The organism is Enhydrobacter sp. (assembly GCA_025808875.1).
Classification (GTDB): Bacteria; Pseudomonadota; Alphaproteobacteria; order Reyranellales; family Reyranellaceae; genus Reyranella.
In genome coordinates, this window is sequence record CP075528.1 from 4116670 (window position 1) to 4140130 (window position 23461).

Sequence of the window (23461 nt, forward strand, 5' to 3'; positions counted from 1 at the left end):
CCAGTACGTCATAGCCGGTACGTATAACAAATTGGCGTCAACTGATGCTGCTCCAACTCCCATGGAAGAAGGACACGGCTCTGTCCGCCCGTCGCCTTCTTCCTATCAAGCTTGATTGAATGGAGCACGAACAGCGCGCAAGAACTTGCAGGATCGCGTGCATGCTTCACCTCATTGTAAGTCAACACAACTGCGCTTCCGTTCGTCGTTGTGCCTTTAACTTCCACGTGAAGCTCTCGTCCGTTTCGCTCACAGAGCAAATCATAAGACCTTCGCGCGGACACATCTTCGACCGCGTAACCTTGGTCTCGAAAGTGGGCAGTAGCCACTTTCATTGCCTGCTTCTCAATCGCTCGCCGCTCTTCGGCCGAACGAGCAAAGCCTTGGCCCTGCGAGCGAGCCAGAGAAGTTTCCGCTGCGTTCGCGCTTTCTGCTTCCGCATCGGCTTCAGGAGTGTCGAGGATGTTGCTGCCATCGTACTCAGCTACAAATTCCAATGCGTCATCAATCCACTTATGCTTAGCTCCCGCTTTATGAGAGCCATCCGCCTCGAGGGCGTAGCAGACGTTCGCGCGTCCAATTCCACCGTCTCGGGGAATTTCAAATTGGCGTCGATCCTCCGGCAACAAAACGCAATTGCGGCGGTCGGCTGAAACGAAGTGCCCAAATGTGCGTGGCTTTCCAGGCGAACGCTTTATTTCGTCGCGCTCGACCTCAGCATCGCGATACCATCCCACTATCACCTGTCCGCCCTCGGGCCGGCGCGCGACGAATACGACGAGAACACCGTCGAGGCTATCTTCATCGGCCGCATCCGGATCGATGCGTTCCAATGCAATCGAGTGGGCCGTCATAGTCGGTTGAAAGTAGCCGTAGAGACGGCCATCCGTAGTGCGGAAGTTGTAAACCTCATGCCCGATTTCTGTCTTGTTGTATTGGCCGCCGCCAATTGGCTTCTCATCTCCAGGAACCGGACCGTTGTAGAAGTGCATCCATCCAATCCGGGCAAACAACACCCGCTGCGCGCGGGTTGCCCGCTGGCTCGCTTTTGCCATACTCCGCTCCCCAACTGTTCAAAGGGACGAGCGCGGTTGTCCCTCCAATCGCTTTCTCAGTCTATGGTGCTACCGCCGCCATTGGCAATCTGGACACGGACTTTGCACGCGTTTGCAAATCGCAGCGCGCTCCGCCGCCATCGCTTGTTCTCGGCAACTACCGTCCGCGCAAGTGCCGCTTGGCTGGCATCTTCAACAGTTCGGCGGGCTCGACGCGAAGTGCCTCTGCAAGCCGTCCGACAACATTGAGGCTCGCGTAGAACACACCTTTCTCAAGTTGACTGAGGTAGCTCCGGCTCACGTTCGCCTCAAAAGCCAGATCATCCTGCGACACGCCCTTCGCATTGCGTAGGCGCCTCAAATTGCCAGCGAATACCTCCCGCAAGTCCATGCGGGCAACGTGGTCGCCTGTTCAATATATGACACCTCGATATATTGAACAAAGAAATCACAGCAGGCAGAATTGCCCCATCCAAAAGGGGCAACGTCATGAACTCCAAGGTTGTATTGCTTGCTGCCGCTGTAGCGCTGTCCGCCTGTGTCGAAGATCATCAGCCAGCGCCAACCGCTCAGGTGCCTTCGGGGCCAGTCGATACCTTTCTCGTGGTCGCGATGGGTCCCAAATGGAATGTGCAGCCGATCAGCGCCGGGCGATGCCAAAGCGAAGCCCAGCGTTACGCTCTCCTCAACAGTCCATCGTTGCCTGTAGGTGCCCAGTGCATGTCTGTCGGCCCCACGTCTTGCCAACTCCTCCGACAGCAAATGATCAACGTGGACCTTCGCAGCCAACGTACCCTTATCACGATGTGCCAATCCATATAGTGGCGGCGCCATGATTGTTGCACTGCTTATAGTGATAGTAATTCTGCTCTTGCCGGGCGGCGCACCATTCATCGCGCGACTGTGCACAGTCGCGCTCTATCTCATAGGCTGCGTCATCGCATATCCGCGCACTTGATTTAGCCTTCACCGATCTCCCCTCAGAGGGCGACGCAAACCCGTGGGACGGGGGAACGTCGTGATTGGAACGCAGTTGAAGGTCAGTTATCCGCACGTCGTCTCGGACACCGACCGGCACGGAAATGTGCGCATTTACTATCGCCGCAAGGGCAAACCAAAAATGCGCCTTTGGGAGACGCCCGGTAGCGCTGAATTCGCAACGGAGCTTCAAAACGCGAAGCATGCCGCCGAGCAAGCTCAGCCCGTCAACGATGAGGACGGCGCACCGGGGACGTTACGGCGGCTCTGTATCGATTACTTTGGCTCCCCCGCATTCAAGATACTGGATGCTGACACTACTCAAGTGGTTCGTCGGGGCATTCTCGAAAACATCTGCCAAAGTAAGCTCACGAACGGCGTGGAGCGGGGTCGCCTCCCGTACGCCCGCATGGAGCCAATGCACATCGAGCAAATCCGAGACGAGAAGATTGCCTTTCCGGCTGCTGCCGATGGACGGGTGAAGGCATTGCGGCAGCTCTTCAAATGGGCGGTGAAGACCAAGCGGCTGCGCACCAATCCTGCGGCGGAAGTTGAGTACGTCGGCAGCGATGGCGACGGCCACCATACGTGGACGGTCAACGAGGTCCGCAAATATTGGAACCGGCATCCTGTCGGCACCATGGCTCGGCTAGCTATCGATCTCATGCTTTTTACCGGAGTGCGGCGCTCCGATGCAGTGCGCGTAGGGCCGCCGATGAACCGCGACGGCTGGCTACACTTCACCGAATGGAAAGGGTCGCGTACGAGGGTGAAGCGACGCGGACGCGGTGAAGGCCCGAAGCACCGAGAACTTCCGATCCTCCCCAATCTCCAGTCAAGCATTGACGCCACGCCCTCGGGCCTCTTCACCTATCTCGTAACGAGCTTCGGTAAGCCATTTACGTCCAACGGCTTCGGCAATCGGATGAAGAAGTGGTGCCGCGAGGCGGGGCTTTCCGACGAATGTACTGCCCATGGGCTGCGCAAAGCCGGAGCCACAATTGCCGCAGAGAACGGGGCGACCGAGCATCAGCTTATGGCAATCTTCGGATGGGCAAGCGCGCGCCAAGCGGCGACCTACACGAAGAAAGCGAACCGCACTCGCTTGGCGGCCGACGCTATGCACCTTCTCGTGCCTGAAGAGAACGGACCGGGACGAAAAGTGTCCCACCGCGCGCGGGGGAATGGGTCCCACCGGAACGACAAGCATTAACTATCAAAAGCTTAGGCTGGGTAGTGGTGCCCCGAGACGGAATCGAACCGCCGACCCCATCATTACGAATGACGTGCTCTACCAGCTGAGCTATCGGGGCACGGCGGCGGGTTTAGGGGAAAGCCCGCGGCCGCGCAAGGCGCTATAGAAGCGCCCCATGTCGACGGCGCTGGCGCTTCTGCCCCTCCTGCTCGTGATCGCGCTGCTGGCGTCGGGCCGCGCCGGCGCGCTGACGGCCGGAACGGCTGGCCTCTCGGCGACGATCGTCGTGGCGGGCGCGGTGCTGGGCGCGCCGCTCGACCTGCTGGCGCGCGAGATCCCGGCCGGCCTGTGGCTCTCCTGGCACGTCGTGGCGATCATCGTCGCCGGCATGTTCTTCCATCGCGTGCTGCAGGCCCGCGGCGGCGGCGCGGCCGGCGCCGGCGGCGGGGCGACGCCGCGCCGCCTGTTCGCGGTCTGCTTCCTGCTGGCGCCCTTCGCCGAATCGGTCACGGGCTTCGGCGTCGGCTACATCATCGCGCTGGCCGCCCTCGCCCGCCTCGGCATCGGCGGCCTGCCGGCGCTGCTGCTCGGCCTCTATTCGCAGTCGCTGGTGCCGTGGGGCGCGCTCGCCATCGGCTCGACCCTGGGCGCCGCGCTGGCCGGCATGACGCCCAACGCGCTCGGCGTCGCCTCGGCGCTGCTGCAGGTGCCGATCCATCTCTTCTACCTGCTGCTCTACTGGCGCTTCGCGCGCGAGGCGGGCGTCGCGGTGCCGGCGGCGCAGAGGCTCGACGATCTGCTGTGGACGGCGCTGCTGCTGGCGCTGGTCTGGCTCGCCAACCTGCACAGCGACCTCGAGATCGCCGGCGCCGCCTCGACCGCGCTGCTGCTGGCGCTGCGCTTCTGGCGCGACGAACGTCCCGACGCCGCGAGTGCGCGCGCGACCCTGCGCGCCACCGCGCCCTATGTCGCGCTCACCCTGGTGCTCTGCGCCACCCGCCTGGTGCCGCCGCTGCGCGACCTGCTGAAGCCGCTGGCGGCGCTGCGGCCCTACGACACCCTGCCGGCCTTCCCGCCGTTCTACGCGCCGGGCTTCTGGCTGGTGGCGATCGGCCTCGTCGTGGCGCTGTCGGCGCGCGCGCCGCTCGGCCGCGTCGTCGCCGAGACCGCGCGCGGCGCCTGGCGCGCCTGCGCCGTCACCGTCGCCTTCGTCGTCATGGCCGAGCTCTATGTCGGCACCGGCATGGCGCAGGACATCGCCGAGGGCCTGCGCGCCGCGGCGGGCCGCACCGCCGGCCTCGCCGTGCCCGCCTTCGCCGCGGTCGGCGGCTTCCTGACCGGCGGCGGCGCCACCGCCAACGCCATGCTGATGCCGATGGTGACCGCGCTCGCCCGCGCGCTGGCACTCGACCCGGCGTGGATCGCGGCGGTGCAGAACTCGGTCTGCGCCAACCTCACCATGCTGTCGCCGGTCCGCGTCTCGATGGGCGTCGCCATCCTCGGTCTCTCCGGCATGGAGTCGGCGCTCTACCGCCGCGCCTGGCCGCTGGCGCTGCCATCGATCCTGACGGGAGTCGCAGCCATCGTCGTGCTGCTCTATGCTCCGCCGGCGTGAAAATCGGAGGAAAAGGCGATGGCCAAGGTGGCATTTCTCGGTCTCGGCGTGATGGGCTTCCCGATGGCGGGGCATCTCGCCGCCAAGGGTCACGACGTGACGGTCTACAACCGCACCTTTGCCAAGGCCGAGGCGTGGGCCGGCGAGCACAAGGGCAAGGCGGCGAGGACGCCGAAGGAGGCGGCGGCCGGCAAGGAGATCGTGTTCTGCTGCGTCGGCGAGGACAAGGACCTGCGCGCGGTCGCGCTGGGCGACGACGGCGCCTTCGCCGGCATGAGCAAGGGCTCGATCTTCTACGACAACACCACGGCCTCGGCCGACGTCGCGCGCGAACTGCACGCCACGGCCAGGAAGCTCGGCATCGACTTCATCGACGCGCCCGTGTCGGGCGGCCAGGCCGGCGCGGAGAACGGCCAGCTCACCGTGATGTGCGGCGGCGAGCAGGCGCCGTTCGACAAGGCCCATCCCGTCGCCATGTCCTACGCCAAGGCGATCACCCTGATCGGCCCGCCGGGCTCGGGCCAGATCACCAAGATGATGAACCAGATGTGCATCGCGGGGCTCGTGCAGGGCCTCGCCGAAGCGCTCAATCTCGGCCAGCGCGCCGGGCTCGACATGGAGAAGGTGATGGCCGCCATCTCCAAGGGCGCGGCGCAGAGCTGGCAGATGGACAACCGCTGGCAGAACATGATCGCCGGCAAGTTCGACTACGGCTTCGCCGTCGACTGGATGCGCAAGGATCTCGGCATCGCCATGGCCGAGGGCAAGCGCTGGAAGGCGCAGATGCCGGTCGTCGCCCTGGTCGACCAGTTCTACCAGCGCGTCCAGGAGCGCGGCGGCGGCCGCTGGGATACGTCGAGCCTGATCCAGCCGCTGCAGAAGCCGTGATGTCGTCCTGAGCCGGAGGCGAAGGACCTGGCGAAACGACCAACGATTCTGGTGCAGGCGTGAGATCCTTCGCTGCGCTCAGGATGACAGTGGAGAGTTCGGATGACCTACACGCTCTATGGCCGCAACGGCTGGGGTTCGGCGCTCGTCGAGGCGCAGCTTGCCTGGTACGGCCTGCCCTTCGCCTTCGAGGCGGTCGGCGATCTCTTCAAGGAACCCGACGCACGCGCCAGGCTCGGGAAAGTGAACCCGCTCGCCCAGGTGCCGACCCTGGTCCTGCCCGACGGTGCGGTGATGAGCGAGAGTGCGGCGATCACCTTGCTGCTCGCCGACCTCACCGGCCAGGACTCGCTGGTGCCGGGACCGAACAGCAGGGAGCGGGCGACGTTCCTGCGCTGGCTGGTGTTCATGGTCGCCAACATCTATCCGACCTTCACCTATGCCGACGATCCCGCGCGCTTCGTGTCGGTCGCTGGCGCGCGCGATTCCTTCCGCGCCGCCGTCGACGGCTACGCCCAGCGCCTGTGGAAGCAGGTCGAGGGCGAGGCCGGCAGCCCGTGGTTCCTCGGCGAGCGCTTCTCGGCGCTCGACATCTACATCGGTGTCATGACGCGCTGGCGGCCCAAGCGCGGCTGGTTCGAGAGCGAGACGCCCAAGCTGTTCGCCATCGCGCGCAAGGCCGACCAGGTGCCCGAGCTCCAGGCAGTGTGGAAGAAGAACTTCCCGGCCTGAGCGCGGTGGGCTGGGGGCGCACCCCCGGCTCAGAACACGTGCCTGACACCCACCAATTGCCCGAGGCATTGGCCGACATGGTCGGCGGTGTCGGGCGCGAGGCCTTCGACCTCGATCTCGACCGAGAGCAGGTCGGCATCGGCCTGGGCGATGACGCGCGCCGGCACGAGGCCACGCTTGGCGATCAGCTCGAGCGCGCGCAGCAGGATGCCCGGCTCGGAATCGGCTTCGAAACAGTAGCGGACGGTGGAGGAATTACGCCTGAGAGCGAGGACGGCGGAAGAATTCACGGCGGACATGGACGGACTCCCCTTGTGACGAACGAACGGCAACGCGCCGGTTTGCAGGGCAAACCGGGGTGCTAATTCGCGTCGCAATCCGCGCCACGGGGAGGTCCTTGCGGGCCATGCCTGAACTATAGCGCCAGAGCGCCGGCGCTTGCTAGGCTCCGGCCCACGACGTCCACGGGAAGGAAACAAAGATGCGTTCGACGCCCATCTACGAGGTGCATGCCGTCAAATACGCCCATCTGCCGCGCAAGGGATGGGAAGTTCAGATCAATCCCGACCCGCACGACGCCGACTTCCCGATGGACTATTTCGTCTGGGTGGCGATCCCGCTCGACGAGAGCGGCAAGCGGGCGATCGGCGGCAAGCCGATCGTGATCGACACCGGCTTCAATGCCGAGGTCGGCAAGGGCCGCGGCCGCGAGGTCAAGACCAACCCGGCCGACCTCCTGAAGCATCTCGACATCGACGCCCGGGAGGTCGAGGACGTCATCGTCACCCACCTGCACTACGACCATATCGGCAACTGGGACCGCTTCCCCAAGGCGCGCTTCCACCTGCAGGACAAGGAGATGCAGTTCGCGACGGGCCGGCACATGTGCAAGGCGCCGTTCCGCCACGCCTACGAGTGCGAGGACATCGTCGGCATGGTGCGCGCGCTCTACGGCAACCGGGTCGTGTTCCACGACGGCGACGAGGAAATCGCGCCCGGCCTCTCGGTGCATCTCATCGGCGGCCACACCATGGGCATCCAGTCGGTGCGCGTGATGACCCGCAACGGCTGGCTGGTGCTGGCGTCGGACGCCTCGCACTATTTCTGGGGCATCAACAACGACAAGCTGTTCTCGATCGTCTTCTCGGTGGCCGACATGCTGGCGGGCTATGACAAGCTGAAGAAGCTCGCGGAGGGCCGGGTCGAGATGGTGATCCCCGGCCACGACGCCGAGGTCACCAAGCGCTACCCGCCGTCGAGGAAGGGGCTGGAGGGGATCTGCGTGCGGCTGGATTGAGACGAACGGCAGCTGGCGTCGCCACGGACCTATCGAACACCTCGCGGTTGGTTCACCGCCCTGGAAATTCGCGTGGAGAATCAAGGCCGCAAATCGACCCGGTAGACCAGATTCGATTCCGCGATCGCACCTGGCGTAGCGTGCGCGCATGTCGATCGCGTTCCACATCGCTCGCCCAAAGGGCCCACCGTCAAAAGCCCGTCTGATTCGCGTCATCCGCATGGTCAAGCAGCGCAAAATTTGTCGTGGAGAATCAAAGGGCGATTCGCGAATCGTTGACCAGATTGGAACGGCGCGTGCGACGCACGTAGGCTTGGGTCCATGTGTGCGCCTGTTTTCGATCCTGACTTCCCTTTACGTAAGGCCGGAGTCACTGCCGTTATCCGCCGTTTTCGTGAAACATCGCGAAAGCGGAAAACGAGACGGAAGTTCATTTGTTATCCGCCTTCCTCCCCCGTCTGCGGGGGAGGTGCTTGTCCCGAGGCGCAGCCGAGGGATCCGGATCAGACCCTTCGCTGCGCTCAGGGCAGGCGCCGACGGAGGGCTCATGAGGCACGTGACACCTGGCGGGCACCGACTTCGCGGACTCCGCGAAGGGGAGGAAAGCCTGACGCTGAGAGTCCCACGGTGCCTCCCGGCAACGAATTCACCCGACCACAAGATCTGGAATCGCGGATGTTTTCTTCTCGTTATTCTATTCGGAGGCCACAACATCATGAGCCCTTCGAGTCCCTGCCTCATCCTGAGGAGCGCGCCGAAGGCGTGCGTCTCGAAGGATGGCAACAGACACGGTGCTCGTTCCCACCAAAGGCGCGGAGCTTACTCCGCGCTGATCGAGACGCGGCCGGAGTTTACCCCGAGGGAACTCGAGGGGGCCGCTCCTCAGGGTGAGGTGTTTCTGTTTCCGCAGTTCCCGCAGTTTCCGCAGTGGGATGGCGCCGCATTCGGGCGCGCTCGAACCGCCAGACGCACCAGCATCCGCTCACACAACATCTGGAGCCACGACCTTGTCGACCGTCACCTGTCTCCGTCAACCACCGTCAGGTTGTAACGATGTTGCGCGAGTCTTGTAGGTCGATCTGGCCGCGGGAGCCTGATCGGCGAACCGGATCCCGGTGTCGGAATCACGATCGTCGGCACTTCGAGAGAGGACTCGGACAGGGCGCCGGGTTCCCGGAACGCTCCGATGGCCTCTCCCGTCCGGCAGAAGAGGCCGCTGTCGAGCTGCTATTTCTTCTCGATGTTCCACAGCGCCAGCGACGGCGTGTGCAGGATGCCCGTGATGTTGGTGCGCAGCGCGGTCGCCGTGGTGAACTGGCCGAGCGGCACGTGCGTGGGATAGTCGAGCACGCGCAACTGCACCTGCTCGGCGATCGCCTTCTGCTTGGCGAGGTCGGTCTCGTTGGCGAAGGCGTCGCGCAGCTTCTCGAGCTCGGCATCGCACGGCCAGCCGAACGTCCCCTTGTCGCACGAGGCATTGAGGAAGGCGGCCGTCACCGGATTGAGCACGTCGGTGGCGCCCCACGAGGTGAAATAGGCGCCCCAGCCGCCGGCATTGGGCGGGTCCTTCTTGGCGCGGCGCGACACCAGGGTCTGCCAGTCCATCGCCTGCAGGTCGATCTTGAGCCCGGCGCGCTCGAGCTGCGCCTTGCCGACGGTGGCGAGGTTGTTGTGGTTCGCCGTGTCGGTCTGGTGCAGGAACACCACCGGCGTGCCGTCGTAGCCCGCCTCGGCGAGCAGCGCCTTGGCCTTGGCGACGTTGCCGGCGATCTTGTCCTCCCAGCCCTTGGTCGATTCGAGCGGCGAACCGCAGGGGAACAGCGACTTGCATTCCTTGTAGTACTGCGGGTTGCCGATATTGGCCTCGAGGAATTCCTTCTGCGACAGCGCGTAGAGCACCGCCTGCCGGACCTTCACGTTGTCGAACGGCTTGTGCAGCACGTTGAAGCGCATGGCGTACTGCCGGCCGGCGAGGTTGGTGACGAAGGTCTTGAGGTTCTTGTCCTTGGCGATCAGCGGCAGCAGGTCGGGCGGCACGATCTCGACCATGTCGATCTCGCCGTTGATCAGCGCGTTCACCTGGGTCTGGATGTCGGGCATCACCAGCCATTCGACGCGATCGACCTTGGCGACCTTGCCGCCGCTCAGGCCCGAGGCGGGCTCGGAACGCGGCTTGTACCTGGGGTTCCTGAGATAGACCGCCTTCTCGCCGGCCCGCCATTCGTCCTTCTTGAAAATGAAGGGGCCAGAGCCGGTGGCGTCGGTGATCTGGCTGTTGGGGCTGGTCTCGGCGACGGCCTTGGGCATCATGAAGGGCGCGTTCGAGCCCGACTTGGCGAGCGACATCAGCACCAGGCCGTAGGGCTGCTTCAGCACCATCTTGATGGTCTTGGCGTCGGGCGCGCTGAGCTCGGCGACCACCGACATCAGCTTCTGGCCGACCGAGTCCTTGGCGCCCCAGCGCTTCAGCGAGGCGACGCAATCCTCGGCGGTGACGGGCTTGCCGTCGTGCCATTCCAGACCGTCGCGCAGGGTGAAGGTCCAGGTGAGCTTGTCGGCGGAGAGGTCGTACTTGTCGACCATCTGCGGCTTGACCTCGAGCTTCTCGTCCCAGGCGAACAGCGTGTCGTAGACCATGTAGCCGTGGTGGGTGGAGATCAGCGCCGTGGTCCACACCGGGTCGATGATCTTGAGGTCGGAATGCAGCGCCACCTTGAGCACGTTCTGCGCGTATGCGGGTGCAGCGAAGGCCACGGCGAGGCCCATCGCACACGCCAGACGACGACCGATCGTCAGCATGGAAAACTCCTTCTCTTTTCTGTGGCCAGCTTAGGGCGCTCGATCGCCCCCGTCAGTCCCCTTGTGCGACGCCCAGGAGTGCCTTCCAGTCGGTCAACTTCACCCGAGGCCGGCCCAATTCCTGACCAGCGGCGATCTCGGCCTTGTCGATCCTGTGCCAGCCGGCGAGGTCGACCGAGGGCGGCATCGGATCGGGCCCGCTCTTGGGATCGCGCTGCTCGAGCCAGGCCAGCACTTCCCTGGCCACGGCGTGCGCCTCACCGCGGTTGGTCGGGATGGTGCCGGTCGGTCCGCGTCGCGCCCAGCCGACGGCAAAGACGTTGTCGCCCCGAGGATAGGGTTCGCCCGCATAGCCGATGCAGGTGATCACCAGATCGGCGGGCAGTTTGCCGCCGCTGAGTTCGATTTCCCCGGTCTTGATCACCTTGGGCGTGGCGTTGAACACGAAATGCACCGTGACCGGCTTGGCTCCGGCCTCGTTGGTCGAGAAGCCCTTCAGGATCTCGATGTTCTTGGTCTTGCGCAGCCGCTCGGGCGTCGGATCGCCGGCGGGCGCCTGCACCTCGAGCGCCTTGGCATCGCTCACCGCGACGGCGCGGGCGAGCCGACCCATCTCAGCCAGCTCGTTGTTGGTGAAAGACGCATGCTCGGGACCGCGTCGGCCGATCACGTAGATGTCCTTGAGCGGCGCCTTGGCGATCGCTTCGCCGGCTTCAGGCACGATGTCGCTTCTGGCCATCTCGTCGACGCTCTTGGCCAGCACACGGGTGACGTCGATCGCCACGTTGCCGTTGCCGATCACGGCCACGGATTTCACCCGCGACAGGTCGGGTCCTTCGCGGCAATCGGGATGGCCGTTGAACCACCCGACGAAGCGCCACGAGCCCCAGACATGCGGCAGATCCTCGCCCGGAACGCCGAGCCTGCGGTCGACCGTCATGCCGGTGGCGACGATCACCGCGTCGTAGCCCTCGCGCAGCGCGTCCCAGGAGAGGTCGCGGCCGATCTCGACATTGCCAGCGAAGCGCACGTCGGGCTGGCCGAGCAGTTTCTCGAACTGCCGCACGACCGCCTTGGTTCCCTGGTGATCGGGCGCCACGCCGGCGCGGACGAGGCCGAAGGGAGTCGGCAGGCGGTCGACAAGGTCGATGCGCAAGTCCGGTCTTGCGCGTAGAAGCCCATCGGCGGCGTAGAAGCCGGAGGGGCCGGCTCCCACGATGGCGACCCGGTACGTCATGGTGGCCGCTTAGCATATGATGGCCGGCGATTTGAAGGTGCGAGCGATGGCGAAGAAGTACGGACATCTGACGCAACTGGGACGGCCGGCGGCGCTGCCCGAATCGCCCGAGAAGGCACGACTGGAGACGGTACCCAATCCCGATCCTCGCGCGTTGTACCTGGTGCGCTTCACGGCCCCCGAATTCACCACGCTCTGCCCGATGACCGGTCAACCCGACTTCGCCCATCTCGTCGTCGACTACGTACCGCGCGCGAAGCTGGTCGAGAGCAAGTCGCTGAAGCTCTATCTCGGCAGCTTCCGCAACGCCGCGGGCTTTCACGAGGAGACGACGCTCGGGATCGGCCAGCGACTGGCGAGGGAGCTGTCGCCGAGGTGGCTGCGCGTCGGCGGCTACTGGTATCCGCGCGGCGGCATGCCGATCGACGTGTTCTGGCAGACCGGCGCGCCGCCGCGGGGGCTGTGGCTGCCTGACCAGGGTGTCGCTGCCTATCGTGGCCGCGGATGAGCCGCAAGCCGCCCGTTCCCAAGCGGCCGCCGCGTCCGGCGACCCCGGCCGAATTGCGCGAGGCGATCCGCGACGAGGCGCTGCGGCTCGGCTTCGACGCCGTCGGCTTCGCGGCCGCCGGCGTCGCCGGCGAGGAGCGGCTCAGGCGCTTGCGCGAGTTCCTCGACGCGGGTTGGCACGGCGACATGGGCTGGCTCGCCGAGCAGGACGAGCGGCGGGCCGATCCGCGGCATCTGTGGCGCGACGCCAGGACGGTGGTGTCGCTGGCGCTCAACTATGCGCCGGCGCACGATCCCCTGGCGGTTTTGGCGCAACGCGACCGCGCCGCCATCTCGGTCTACGCCCAGGGCCGCGACTACCACGACGTCATGAAGACCCGCCTGAAGGCGCTGGGCCGCTTCATCTGGGACACCTACCGCCATCAGCTCAAGGTCTTCGTCGACACCGCGCCGCTGATGGAGAAGCCGCTGGCGCGAGCCGCCGGCCTCGGCTGGCAGGGCAAGCACACCAACCTGGTGTCGCGGCAGTTCGGCTCGTGGCTGTTCCTGGGCGAGATCCTGCTCTCGGTCGAGCTGCCGTCCGACACGCCGGAGGACGATCATTGCGGCCAGTGCCGGGCCTGCCTCGATGTCTGCCCGACACAGGCCTTCCCCGCGCCCTATCGGCTCGAGGCGCGGCGCTGCATCTCCTACCTGACGATCGAGCACGAGGGCCCGGTCGATCCTGAGCTCCGGCCGCTGATCGGCAACCGCATCTATGGCTGCGACGACTGCCTCGCCGTCTGCCCGTGGAACAAGTTCGCGCGACAGGCGCGCGACACGAGGCTGGTGCCGCAGCCGGCCCCCGACGCCCCCGCCCTCGCCGAGCTCGCCATGCTCGACGGCGCAGGCTTCAGAAGGCGCTTCGCCGGCAGCGCCGTCAAACGCATCGGCCGCGACCGCTTCGTGCGCAACGTCGCCTATGCGCTGGGCAACAGCGGCAGCCGCGATGCCGTGCCGGCCCTGCGCAAGCTCGCCACGGATCCCTCGGCACTGGTGCGCGACGCCGCCGAATGGGCGCTCAGCGCCGTTCCTTGAAGAAGGCGCGCAGCAGTTCGGCCGCCTCGCGTTCGCCGATGCCGGGATAGACCTCCGGCCGGTGATGGCAGGTCGGCTGGTCGAAGAGGCGCGGGCCGTGCTCGACGCCGCCGCCCTTGGGGTCGGATGCGCCGTAGTAGACGCGGCGCAGGCGGGCGAAGGAAATGGCGGCGGCGCACATCGGGCAGGGTTCGAGCGTGACATGGAGGTCGCAGTCGACCAGCCGCGGCGCGCCGAGCTTCGTCGCTGCCGCGCGGATCGCCAGCAGCTCGGCATGGGCGGTCGGATCGCGGTCGGCCTCGGTGCGGTTGCCGGCCTCGGCCAGCACCGCGCCGTCGGGACCGACGATCACGGCGCCGATCGGCACCTCGCCGCGCCGCGCCGCCTCACGCGCCTGCTCGAGTGCCCGTTCCATGGGGGACGCTGTTGCCATCGCCCGCGACTCCTCCCATATCTGTCGATAGTTGAGCAACCGAGAGGTATGACCGTGAAAGCTGCGAGAACGGCGGCGAAGAGCCAGCCCTATGCCATCGACATCGGCATCGACGCCAAGCGTCGCAAGGATATCGCCGCGGGTCTCTCCCACCTGCTGGCCGACACCTACACGCTCTACCTCAAGACGCACAACTACCACTGGAACGTCACGGGGCCGATGTTCAATACGCTGCACCTGATGTTCGAGACCCAGTACACCGAGCTCGCCACCGCCGTGGACCTGATCGCCGAGCGCATTCGCGCGCTGGGCTATCCGGCGCCGGGCAGCTATGGCCAGTATTCGAAGCTCTCGGTCATCGAGGAGACCGACGGCGTGCCGGCGGCCGAGGACATGATCGCCGACCTGGTGAAGGGCCAGGAAGCCGTCGTGCGCACCGCCCGCAAGGTGTTCCCCACCGCCGAGAAGGCCGGCGACGAGGCAACCACGGATCTGCTCACCCAGCGCATGAACGTGCACGAGAAGACCGCCTGGATGCTGCGCGCACTGCTCGAATAGTCCTCCGTTTCACTCCATCCGCCATTTGCGGCGCAGGGCGCGCGCCCGGGCGGCGAGCGGCGGGCAGGCGGCTCCGGCCTGCTTGCGGATGTCGGGCTGGTCGGCGGCCATGTGGCCCTTTGTGGTACAAGCGCGTATCCTGCGCTCATGCCCCGCCCCCTGATCGGAGTGACGCTGGATGTGGAGAAGCCCGGCGGCTACTCGAAGTTTCCCTGGTACGCGCTGCGCCAGAACTATCTCGACGCCATCGACCGGGCGGGCGGGCTCGCGGTCGCCCTGCCGCACGAGCCCGACCGCGTCGGCGACTATCTCGAGCGCATCGACGCGCTGGTCGTGACCGGCGGCGCCTTCGACGTCGACCCGTCCTACTACGACGGCGGTGCGCGACACGCCACCGTGGTCACCAAGGATCGCCGCACCGCCTTCGAGTTCGCCGTCACGCGCGGTGCGCTCGAGCGCGACCTGCCGGTGCTCGGCATCTGCGGCGGCCAGCAGCTGCTGCATGTCGTGCTGGGCGGCAGGCTGATCCAGCACATCCCCGACGCGGTGGCCGACGCGCTGGCCCACGAGCAGTCCAACCCGCGCGACCAGCCCGGCCACACGGTGGCGATCGCCAAGGGCACGCAGCTCCATCGCATCGTCGGCGCCGACGAACTGCCCGTGAACAGCGCCCACCACCAGGCTGCGGCCGACGAGCCCGACGGCGTGATCGTCAACGCCACGGCCGCCGACGGCGTGATCGAGGGCATCGAGGCACCGCGCTATCGCTTCTGCATCGGCGTGCAGTGGCATCCCGAGTTCCTGATCTCCGAGGGCGACACCCGCCTCTTCAAGGCCTTCCTGGGCGCCGCTTCCGCCAAATGAGCCAGTCGGAGCGCATCGCCAAGCGGCTGGCGCGCGCGGGCCTGTGCTCGCGCCGCGACGCCGAGCGCTGGATCGCCGCCGGCCGCGTCGCCGTCGACGGCAAGGTGCTCGACACGCCGGCCTTCGTCGTCACCGACAAGAGCCGTATCGAAGTCGACGGCAAGCCGCTGCCCGACGCCGACCGGCCGCGGCTGTGGCGCTACCATAAGCCGCCAGGCGAACTCGTCACGGCGCGCGATCCGCAAGGACGCAAGACGGTGTTCGACGCCCTGCCCAAGTCGATGCCGCGCACCATCGCGGTCGGTCGGCTCGACTACAATTCGGAAGGCCTGTTGCTGCTCACCAACGACGGCGGGCTGGCGCGCCGCCTCGAATTGCCGGCCAACGGCTGGGTGCGCCGCTACCGTGCCCGCGTGCATGGCGAGGTCGATCCGGAGCGGCTAGCCGGCCTCGAGAACGGCCTCACCGTCGATGGCGTGCGCTATGGCCCAATCAAGGCACAACTCGACCGCCAGCAGCGCTCAAACGCCTGGCTCGACATCGCGCTGGCCGAAGGCAAGAACCGCGAGGTGCGCAAGGTCCTCGCGCATCTCGACCTGCCGGTGGTGCGTCTGATCCGCGTCGCCTTCGGCCCTTTCCAGCTCGGCGAGCTGGAGCGCGGCCAGATCGAGGAGATGCCGGCGCAGGCGCTCGACAAGCTGCTGGGACTCAAGTCCCCGCGCAAGCAAGGCTGGGCGAAGCCGCGACGCCGGCGATGATCAGGATCGTCGCGGGCAAGCATCGCGGTCGTGCCCTCGCCTCGCCCGAGGGGCTTGCGACGCGGCCGACCTCGAGTCGTGCCCGCGAGGCCCTGTTCAACATCCTGGCTCACGCCAACTGGCGCAGTGACGGGACCTCGCCGCTGATCGAGGCGCGCGTCCTCGACGCCTTCGCCGGCTCCGGTGCGCTGGGGCTCGAGGCGCTGTCGCGCGGCGCAGCGCATGCCACCTTCTTCGACACCGATCCTGCAGCGATCAAGCTGATCGGCGAGAATCTGCGCAAGCTCGGCGAAACCGCCCGCGCCAAGGTGGTGCGCGCCGACGCCACCCGGCCGCCGCCCGGCCGCGAGCCCTGCGACCTCGTCTTCCTCGACCCACCCTACCGGACGGGTCTCGCCGCCCAGGCGGCAATGGCGCTCGCCGACGCGGGCTGGATCGCCGCTGACGCGATTGTGACCGTCGAACTGGCTTCCAACGAGGACCTGGTTCCGCCTTCCGGTTTCGAGGCGATTGACGAACGTCGCTACGGTGCGGCCAAGATTGTCGTCCTGAAAATGACGCCATGACCCTCGTCGCTCCCCTCTACATGCTGCGCCATGGCGAAACTGCCTGGAATACCGAGCGGCGCATGCAGGGCACCAAGGACTCGCCCCTGACCGAGCGCGGCCGCTCCCAGGCCCTGGCGGTGGCGCGGGCGCTCAAGGCCGAGCTGGCGCTCAAGCCCGGCCCGACGGTGTTCTGGCGCAGCCCACTCGGCCGCACGCGCGAAACGGCCGACATCATCGGCCGCGAACTCGACCTGCCGCCGCAGGACTGGCGCGACGACGAGCGCCTGGTCGAGCTCTGCTACGGCGAATGGGAAGGCTTCAACTGGAAGGAGATCGAGGCCCACACGCCCAACGCGCTCGCCGACTGGAAGGCCGACCCCCACGGCTTCTGCCCGCCCGGCGGCGAGACCCACTTCGAACTGCGCCGCCGGTCGGCCTCGTTCCTCGCTGAGGTCGCCACCATGGGCGTGCGCGCGGTCGTCGTCGGCCATGGCGTGAGCGGCGCCGTCGTGCGCGGCCTCAATCTCGGCCTCGACGCCCAGGCGATGTTCGTGCTGGAGAAGCCGCAGGACGCCTTCTTCCGCCTCACCGCGGGTGCCGAGGAGCGCATCAGCTGCGAATGGTGAGACACCGGCCTGTGGAGGAGTGGACGGCGAGGACTCCAGGGGACTGCGAGGATTCGAGGACGAATCGCCTCGGACGCCGATGCCACCGCGATCCGACCTGTCCTCGGGGGTGAGGACTCACCGAAGACGCCGACGGGCCTCCACTCCCGTCGGAACGACTTCAGCCTAACCCCGCGCCAGTCGCGCAGTGCGGCCGCAGCCGCTGGTCTCCTTGACGGTCAGGACGCCGCCCTGAACGGTCACGGCCAGCCTCCCCTCGCGACGGTCGGTGCCGCGCACCGAGGCGACGGCCAACAGCGAGAACGGGCCGCTGGTCTTCGCCATGCCGTGGATCTGCCACAGACCCGGCGTGGGCGGCGGCGGCGCGCTCTTCTTCGGATTGGGCACGGGGCCGCGCGCCGTGGTGTCGAAGGCGCTGCCGTCGACGATGTTGGATTCGATGGTCAGCACATAGTCGAGCGGCGCATTGCACGAGCCGCCATCGCTGGTGCCGCGCCATTCACCGTCGAGCGGGGCCGTCTGCGCCGCCAGTGGCGTCGCGAGAAGCAGGAACAGCGCCAGGATCTTCATCATCGTCTTCCGAACAGCCGCTCGATGTCGGCCAGCTTGAGTTCGACGTAGGTCGGGCGGCCATGATTGCATTGACCGGAACGGGGCGTCGCTTCCATCTGGCGCAGGAGCGCATTCATCTCCTCGACGGTCAGGCGCCGGCCGGCACGCACCGAGGTGTGGCAGGCGAGCGTTCCGCACACCTCCTCGACCTTCTCCTTCAGCGACAGATGATCGCCCATCTCCGCGAGCTCGTCGGCGAGATCGCGCACCAGCCCCTGTATGTCGGCCTCGCCGAGCAGCGCCGGCGTCTCGCGCACCACGATCGCGCCAAGGCCGAAAGGTTCCAGAACCAGCCCCATCTCGGCGAGCTCAGCGGCACGCTGCGTCAGGCGACGCGCACCATCCTCGCCGACTTCGACTACCTCGGGCAGCAGCAGCGCCTGACGCTTGACCCCCTCGGCCTCGAGCTGGTGCTTGAGCTTCTCGTGCAGCAGGCGTTCGTGCGCGGCGTGCTGGTCGACGATCACCACACCCTGGTCGGTCTGGGCGACGATGTAGGTCTCATGGAGCTGCGCCCGCGCCACGCCCAGCGGATAGGCTTGCGTCTCGCCATTGGCGGCCGGCTCTTCGGCTCGCGCCGAGGGCTCGGCAAGCGGCGCCATGAACGGCGCCGCCGCGTCCGCGAGCCCGCGCGGCATCGAGGCTGTACGGCCATTGCTGAGCGGCAGCGGCGAGGAAAAGCCCGTGTGCGGCCGAAAGGCACCGAGGGCTGCATCGGCCACCGTCGTGCTGGCGCGATGACCGGCCGCCGACAAGGCGGTGCGCAGGGCGCCGACGATCAGACCACGCACGATGCCGGCGTCCCGGAACCTCACCTCCGTCTTCGCCGGGTGGACGTTGACGTCGACCAGTTCGGTCGGAGCTTCGAGGAACAGCGCGACCATGGGATGGCGGTCGCGCGCCAGCAGATCCTGGTAGGCACCGCGTACGGCGCCGGCCAGCAGTTTGTCGCGTACTGGCCTTCCGTTGACGAAAAGGTACTGGTGCTGCGCCGTCGGCCGATTGAGAGTCGGCAGGCCGGCGAAGCCCGTCAGCCTGAAGCCCTCGCGGTTGGCATCGATCTCCACCGCGTTGCTCGAGAAGTCGCGTCCCATGATCGCGGCCAGACGCTCGAGCTGCGAGACCGCCATCGGCAAGTCGAGCAAGGTGCGCTCCTCGCTCTCCAACCGGAAGGAGATATCGGGATGCGCCATGGCGAGTCGTCGCAAGGCATCGGCGACGTGACTCGACTCGGTGCGCGGCTCCTTGAGGAACTTCAGCCGAGCGGGCGTCGCGAAGAAGAGATCGCGCACCTCGACGCGCGTCCCCGGTGGGTGGGCGACGGGCCTTGGCTCGCCTTTTCGACCGCCGTCTATGGCCAAGCTGAAGGCGCTGTCGGCGACCACCGGGCGCGAAGTGATGGTGAAGCGGCTGACCGAGGCGATCGACGGCAATGCCTCGCCGCGGAAACCGAGCGTGCGGATGTGGGCGAGATCATCATCGGGCAGCTTGGACGTGCAGTGCCGCTCAACGGCGAGCTTGAGCTCCTCGGGTGACATGCCGACACCGTCGTCGACCACCGAGAGGAAGGTGCGCCCACCTTCCTTCAACACGACGGCGATGCGCCTGGCGCCGGCGTCGATGGCGTTCTCGACCAGTTCCTTTACGGCACTCGCCGGCCGCTCGACGACCTCGCCGGCAGCGATTTGGTTGACCAGGGTGGAGGGAAGGCGTCGCAGCGCGCTCATCGGGAGCGCAGTCTACGGCTTTCGCCTCTGGGAAAGATACTGGCGGGTGAGCACCTTGGCGTCCTCGACGCGAGGCTGGTCGAAGGCGTCGATCTTCCACAGATGGGCAGCGAAGATCGTCTCCAGCATGAAATGCATCATCAGCGCACCCATCGTGCGTTCGTCGACTTCTCTGACCCGGATCGTGCGCGTCGGCCGACCGGCCGCGACGGTCGTACCCGCTGTGGCGTCGGCCTCGGCCAGCAACAGGTCGCCCATCGTGTTGCCCGCGAGATACTCGAGCGCCTTGTCACCGCCCACCGACATCCGATGTCCCTGCCCCGCCGTGTCCTGGATCAGGAAGGTGAAGAGCTTGTCGGCCGGCCCGCCGAGATAGAGCTGGACCTGGCTGTGCTGGTCGACCGTGCCCAGGGCGACGGCCGGTGTCGTCCCCAAGCCGTCCTTGCCCAGACTCTCGGCCCAGATCTGACGGTACCAGGAGGCGAAAGTATTCAGCCGATCGACGTAAGGCATCAGCACGCTGATGTTGATGCCCTTCTCGCGCGCCAGACCGACATTGAGCGCCGCCCCCGATGCCGGCGCGATGCCGGCGACGTCGTTGGCCGCCAGCACCGGATCGAGCACGCTCGCCGCGCCCTCGCGCACGGCCGCGGCATCGACGCCCGCGATCATGGCGGGCAGCATGCCGACCAGTGACAGGGCCGAGAACCGGCCGCCGACCTTCGGGTCGTGCTCGAGTACGGTGGCGCCGAGCCGCTCGGCTAGGCGCCGCAGCGGATTGTCGGTCGCCTCGGTGATGGCGATCATGTGGCGGCCTATGGCGGCCTTGCCAACCCTGGCTTCGAGGGCCCCGAGGATCGCGAAGAGCTGCGCCAATGTTTCCGGCGTACCACCGGATTTGGAGATCGGGATGAATCCGGTACGGTCCAAGGGCAGCCGGGACAACAGTTCCGCGTAGGTCGCCGGATCGACGTTGTCCATGAACCACAGCTTGGGGCGGCCCGGCGCGGGGCCAAAGCCCCGGTCCTTCAACGCCACCAGCGTCTTGCCGCTCAAGCTGGAGCCGCCCATGCCCATCACAACGACATGCTCGAACTCCGCGAAGCGATCGGCATGGGGCTTCAGCGCCGCGAGATCGTCACGCCGCGCCGGCAGCCTGAGCAGAGGCAGTTCGTTGCTGTCGTGCCAATGGCGAAGCTTGTCGAGCGCAGGCCCAAGCTCGCTCATGGCGCGCTCGAGACTGGCCCGCGACAACCCGTGCCGACCGATCGACTCTTCCAACGCGTCGTCGATGCTGTGTCGATAGTGCATACGCGACCTCTAGGGTTCGGCGCGAAGGCCAATGGGTTTACCGACTACGACCGAGGTAACGACGTCGTCGCGCAAAAGCTGCCGGGCCATTCGCCGGACGTCCTGGAGCGTCACGGCCTCGATGAGCGACGAACGCTTCTGCAGATAGTCGCGGGCCAGGCCATCGACCTGCATGCTGTGCAGGAGGCCCGCAACGGACGCCGAGGAATCGAGCGAAACGGGCAGGGAGCCGCTCAGGTAGGTCTTGGCGTCGGCCAGTTCCTGCGGCACAACCCCGTCGTCGCGAAGTCGAGCCATCTCGCCACGAATGACACGGATCGCTTCCGCCACGCGCTCGTTGGCGCTCGCTGTGGAGACCACCAGCAGAGAGGCCTTCGTGTTAGGACGCAGTCCGGCCGACACGCCGTAGGCAAGGCCGCGTTTCTCGCGTACTTCGTCGAACAGTCTCGACTGCTGCCCTCCTCCCCCGAGGATGTGGGTCATGACGGAGGCGGGAAACCAATCCGGATGGTTGCGCGTCACGGCCGGCACGGCGATCCGAACCGCGCTCTGTGGCACTGGTCGTTCGACAACCACTGTCCGAGGGCGCATCGGAGGTGCCCAACCCGGCGGAGACGGCTTGGCAGCGCCGGCGGGCAACATGCCGAACGTCCGATCCAGCAGACGGCTCAGATCCGCCTCGTCGATATCGCCAACCGCCGCGACGACCATCCCGGTGCGATCTAGGACAGCGGTGGCGCGGGACTTGACATCGTCGCGCGTCAGAGTGCGCAGAGCCTCGCGCATGCCGCTGCTGTCGGTGGCATAGGGGTGGCCCGCGAATACGATCTCCGACAGCGTCCGCTCGGCGACCGAGGCCGGCCGCTGTTCCGCCTGATTGAGCCCGGCGATAAACTGGGCGCGGCGGCGCTCCAGCATGTCCTCATCGAAGCGCGGTGCATCGAGCGCCAACCGCAAGAGTTCGAACCCTTCATCGCGCTTGGCGGAAAGCGTGCGCAGGCTGCCGGTCGTCCGATCGAGCGAGGCGCCGAAACTCAGAGAAGCCGATGCCTCTTCCTGGCGGCGGCGGAATGCCTGCGCATCGAGGGCTCCGGCACCGTCCGTAAGCAGCGACGCCATCAAGCTCGTCACGCCCTTCTGCTGCCGGGGCTCCAGCGCCGTACCGTCGGCAAATGAAAAAGACAGCGTGACGATCGGTACGTTCCTGTCCTCTACGAGCCAGGCCTTGATGCCGAGCGGGGTCGTTACCTCCTTGATGTCGATGGCCCATGCACGCCCCGTGACCAGGATCGCGGCACTCGCCCACAGCAGCACGATCGCCAGCCGACCGAGGTTCATCGGCCGCCCTCCGCCGGAGTCAGCAACGAGGTGATACTTCCATCGTCCCGCCAGACGCTGCGGGCGGCGGCGAGTACATCGGCAGGGCCGACCGCGGCGATCCGCTGAGGCCACTCATCGATGTCGGCGATTGTACCGCCTGTACTCAACATGGTGCCGTAGAGGCGCGGCCCGCTCGAAAGAGAGTCCTGGGAATAGATCGCTCCAGCGAGAAGCTGGTTCTGAGCGCGCTCCACCTCGTCAGGCGCGACGCCCTCGTCGAGCAGGCGCGACAGCTGATCGCGGACGGCCTCCTCGATCTGCGCCACCTTCGCTTGTGGTGCCGGATGGATCGACAGGCCGAACGTCGTGATGCCGAGGCTGAACGGGCTGTAGCTCGCCCATGCCGACAATGCGATTCTGTCACGGGCGACCAGCGCTCGCGACAGCCGGCTGGTCTCGCTGCCGCCGAACAGGTAGGCCAGCACCTGAAGCGCATGCGTGTACCGGCTCTCCCCAACTCGAAGGGAAGGCGCGAGGTAATCACGCATCCATCGCGGCTCGGCGACACGCGCGTCCGCGCGCACCACACGGTGCGGCAGGCCGGTGCCTCCTGTGCTCGGGCGACGTCGAGGCTCGACCCGCCTCGCCCCAATGGGGCCATAGAATTGTTCGGCGAGTTTCCGAACCGACTCGACGGTAGCATCGCCGGCGACGATCAACACGGCATTGTTCGGCGAATAGTGCCGGCGATAAAACGCCATGAGTTCATTGACCCCAAGGCGGCGTATGTCGTCGACATACCCGATCACCGGCATGCCGTATGGTCGCCCGTGACCGAACAGTTGCTCGCGAACCGCCTCGCCGAGCAGTGCCCCAGGCACGTTGTCGACGCGTGTACGGCGCTCCTCGAGCACGACCTGGCGCTCCGGCGTCACTTCCTTTTCGAGAATGCGCAGGTTGGTCATGCGGTCCGCTTCCATACGCATGATCAGTTCAAGTCGATCGGCGGCGATCGTCTGGTGGTAGCCTGTCGAATCGAAGCTGGTATAGGCGTTGCTCCGTCCACCGTGGCGGGAAACGAGGCGCGAGAATTCGTTCGGTCCGACCGCGGCGGTTCCCTTGAACATCATGTGTTCGAGAAAGTGCGCGATGCCCGTCCTGCCGAGCGTCTCGTCGGCGCTGCCGACCTTGTAGACCACGAGCTGATTGACGATCGGGGCCCGGGACGACGACAGGACCACCACCTGCAGGCCGTTTCCGAGAACGAAGCTCTCGGCCGGTCGACGCCGTACGGTGAGCAGTCCGGCCATCGTCGACCGCGGCG

At 66.5% G+C, this 23461-nt stretch carries 24 protein-coding genes and 1 tRNA gene; 12 read left to right on the plus strand and 13 right to left on the minus strand.

What is annotated here, in order from left to right; genetic code table 11:
* Positions 1-8 precede the first annotated feature (8 nt).
* The 3 genes from KIT25_20425 to KIT25_20435 form a co-directional block, all read right to left on the minus strand.
* The gene (locus KIT25_20425) at positions 9-1055 is read right to left on the minus strand and encodes a DUF3883 domain-containing protein (protein ID UYN94376.1); all 1047 of its coding nucleotides are present in this window, start codon (positions 1053-1055) and stop codon (positions 9-11) included.
* A gap of 157 nt (positions 1056-1212) precedes the next feature.
* Complete coding sequence (locus KIT25_20430) at positions 1213-1446, minus strand: helix-turn-helix transcriptional regulator (protein ID UYN94377.1); 234 nt, start codon at positions 1444-1446, stop codon at positions 1213-1215.
* Complete coding sequence (locus KIT25_20435; protein UYN94378.1) at positions 1413-1949, minus strand: hypothetical protein; 537 nt, start codon at positions 1947-1949, stop codon at positions 1413-1415. The genes KIT25_20430 and KIT25_20435 overlap by 34 nt, the downstream gene beginning before the upstream one ends.
* Before the next feature lie 124 nt (positions 1950-2073).
* Here KIT25_20435 and KIT25_20440 point away from each other — a divergent pair, with 124 nt between their 5' ends.
* The gene (locus KIT25_20440) at positions 2074-3246 is read left to right on the plus strand and encodes a tyrosine-type recombinase/integrase (GenBank protein ID UYN94379.1); all 1173 of its coding nucleotides are present in this window, start codon (positions 2074-2076) and stop codon (positions 3244-3246) included.
* Between the two features lie 24 nt (positions 3247-3270).
* On the opposite strand, the gene KIT25_20445 is transcribed toward KIT25_20440, so the two are convergent.
* Positions 3271-3346, minus strand: a tRNA-Thr gene (locus tag KIT25_20445).
* Positions 3347-3403: 57 nt separating this feature from the next.
* Here KIT25_20445 and KIT25_20450 point away from each other — a divergent pair.
* From KIT25_20450 to KIT25_20460, 3 genes are all read left to right on the plus strand, one after another.
* The gene (locus tag KIT25_20450) at positions 3404-4843 is read left to right on the plus strand and encodes an L-lactate permease (GenBank protein ID UYN94380.1); all 1440 of its coding nucleotides are present in this window, start codon (positions 3404-3406) and stop codon (positions 4841-4843) included.
* Positions 4844-4861: 18 nt separating this feature from the next.
* Positions 4862-5731 carry an NAD(P)-dependent oxidoreductase gene (locus tag KIT25_20455; GenBank protein ID UYN94381.1) on the plus strand — a complete coding sequence of 290 codons (870 nt, stop codon included), beginning with the start codon at positions 4862-4864 and terminating at the stop codon, positions 5729-5731.
* 102 nt (positions 5732-5833) lie between these two features.
* Complete coding sequence (locus tag KIT25_20460) at positions 5834-6463, plus strand: glutathione S-transferase family protein (protein UYN94382.1); 630 nt, start codon at positions 5834-5836, stop codon at positions 6461-6463.
* A gap of 29 nt (positions 6464-6492) precedes the next feature.
* Here the strand turns inward: KIT25_20460 and KIT25_20465 are convergent, their stop codons facing one another.
* On the minus strand, positions 6493-6762 hold the full coding sequence (locus KIT25_20465; protein ID UYN94383.1) for a hypothetical protein: 270 nt from the start codon (positions 6760-6762) through the stop codon (positions 6493-6495).
* Positions 6763-6944: 182 nt separating this feature from the next.
* Between KIT25_20465 and KIT25_20470 the strand changes: the two genes are divergently transcribed.
* Positions 6945-7760, plus strand: a complete 816-nt coding sequence (locus KIT25_20470) for an N-acyl homoserine lactonase family protein (protein UYN94384.1) — start codon at positions 6945-6947, stop codon at positions 7758-7760.
* A 1227-nt stretch (positions 7761-8987) separates the two neighbouring features.
* On the opposite strand, the gene KIT25_20475 is transcribed toward KIT25_20470, so the two are convergent.
* Both KIT25_20475 and KIT25_20480 read right to left on the minus strand, forming a co-directional pair.
* A complete protein-coding gene (locus KIT25_20475) occupies positions 8988-10559 on the minus strand; it encodes an ABC transporter substrate-binding protein (GenBank protein UYN94385.1) in 1572 nt (523 codons plus the stop codon).
* A 52-nt stretch (positions 10560-10611) separates the two neighbouring features.
* Positions 10612-11796, minus strand: a complete 1185-nt coding sequence (locus tag KIT25_20480) for an FAD-dependent oxidoreductase (GenBank protein ID UYN94386.1) — start codon at positions 11794-11796, stop codon at positions 10612-10614.
* A 46-nt stretch (positions 11797-11842) separates the two neighbouring features.
* Here KIT25_20480 and queF point away from each other — a divergent pair, with 46 nt between their 5' ends.
* Positions 11843-12304 carry a preQ(1) synthase gene (queF, locus tag KIT25_20485; GenBank protein UYN94387.1) on the plus strand — a complete coding sequence of 154 codons (462 nt, stop codon included), beginning with the start codon at positions 11843-11845 and terminating at the stop codon, positions 12302-12304.
* Positions 12301-13380: a tRNA epoxyqueuosine(34) reductase QueG gene (gene queG / locus KIT25_20490; protein UYN94388.1), complete on the plus strand. Its 1080-nt coding sequence runs from the start codon at positions 12301-12303 to the stop codon at positions 13378-13380. Before queF ends, queG begins: the two co-directional genes overlap by 4 nt.
* Here queG and KIT25_20495 read toward each other — a convergent pair.
* Positions 13364-13795: a nucleoside deaminase gene (locus KIT25_20495; GenBank protein UYN98003.1), complete on the minus strand. Its 432-nt coding sequence runs from the start codon at positions 13793-13795 to the stop codon at positions 13364-13366. The two genes, queG and KIT25_20495, sit on opposite strands and share 17 nt — an antisense overlap.
* Positions 13796-13861: 66 nt before the next feature.
* Here KIT25_20495 and KIT25_20500 point away from each other — a divergent pair, with 66 nt between their 5' ends.
* The 5 genes from KIT25_20500 (at position 13862) to KIT25_20520 (ending at position 17167) form a co-directional block, all read left to right on the plus strand.
* Positions 13862-14371 (plus strand): DNA starvation/stationary phase protection protein, encoded by a 510-nt coding sequence (locus KIT25_20500; protein UYN94389.1) that lies wholly within the window; start codon positions 13862-13864, stop codon positions 14369-14371.
* A 147-nt stretch (positions 14372-14518) separates the two neighbouring features.
* Positions 14519-15235 (plus strand): gamma-glutamyl-gamma-aminobutyrate hydrolase family protein, encoded by a 717-nt coding sequence (locus tag KIT25_20505; protein ID UYN94390.1) that lies wholly within the window; start codon positions 14519-14521, stop codon positions 15233-15235.
* Positions 15232-15993, plus strand: coding sequence for an rRNA pseudouridine synthase (locus KIT25_20510; GenBank protein UYN94391.1), 762 nt, complete (start codon positions 15232-15234; stop codon positions 15991-15993). The genes KIT25_20505 and KIT25_20510 overlap by 4 nt, the downstream gene beginning before the upstream one ends.
* Positions 15993-16559: a 16S rRNA (guanine(966)-N(2))-methyltransferase RsmD gene (rsmD, locus tag KIT25_20515; protein UYN98004.1), complete on the plus strand. Its 567-nt coding sequence runs from the start codon at positions 15993-15995 to the stop codon at positions 16557-16559. Before KIT25_20510 ends, rsmD begins: the two co-directional genes overlap by 1 nt.
* The gene (locus KIT25_20520; protein UYN94392.1) at positions 16556-17167 is read left to right on the plus strand and encodes a histidine phosphatase family protein; all 612 of its coding nucleotides are present in this window, start codon (positions 16556-16558) and stop codon (positions 17165-17167) included. Before rsmD ends, KIT25_20520 begins: the two co-directional genes overlap by 4 nt.
* Before the next feature lie 165 nt (positions 17168-17332).
* Here the strand turns inward: KIT25_20520 and KIT25_20525 are convergent, their stop codons facing one another.
* Genes KIT25_20525 through KIT25_20545 form a run of 5 tightly spaced genes read right to left on the minus strand, consistent with a single transcriptional unit; the run spans position 17333 to position 23447 of the window.
* Positions 17333-17740, minus strand: coding sequence for a hypothetical protein (locus KIT25_20525; GenBank protein ID UYN94393.1), 408 nt, complete (start codon positions 17738-17740; stop codon positions 17333-17335).
* Complete coding sequence (mutL, locus tag KIT25_20530) at positions 17737-19506, minus strand: DNA mismatch repair endonuclease MutL (protein UYN94394.1); 1770 nt, start codon at positions 19504-19506, stop codon at positions 17737-17739. The genes KIT25_20525 and mutL overlap by 4 nt, the downstream gene beginning before the upstream one ends.
* A 12-nt stretch (positions 19507-19518) precedes the next feature.
* Positions 19519-20817: a glucose-6-phosphate isomerase gene (locus KIT25_20535; GenBank protein ID UYN94395.1), complete on the minus strand. Its 1299-nt coding sequence runs from the start codon at positions 20815-20817 to the stop codon at positions 19519-19521.
* A gap of 9 nt (positions 20818-20826) precedes the next feature.
* A complete protein-coding gene (locus KIT25_20540) occupies positions 20827-22155 on the minus strand; it encodes an insulinase family protein (protein ID UYN94396.1) in 1329 nt (442 codons plus the stop codon).
* Positions 22152-23447, minus strand: a complete 1296-nt coding sequence (locus tag KIT25_20545) for an insulinase family protein (GenBank protein UYN94397.1) — start codon at positions 23445-23447, stop codon at positions 22152-22154. Before KIT25_20545 ends, KIT25_20540 begins: the two co-directional genes overlap by 4 nt.
* Positions 23448-23461: the final 14 nt, after the last annotated feature.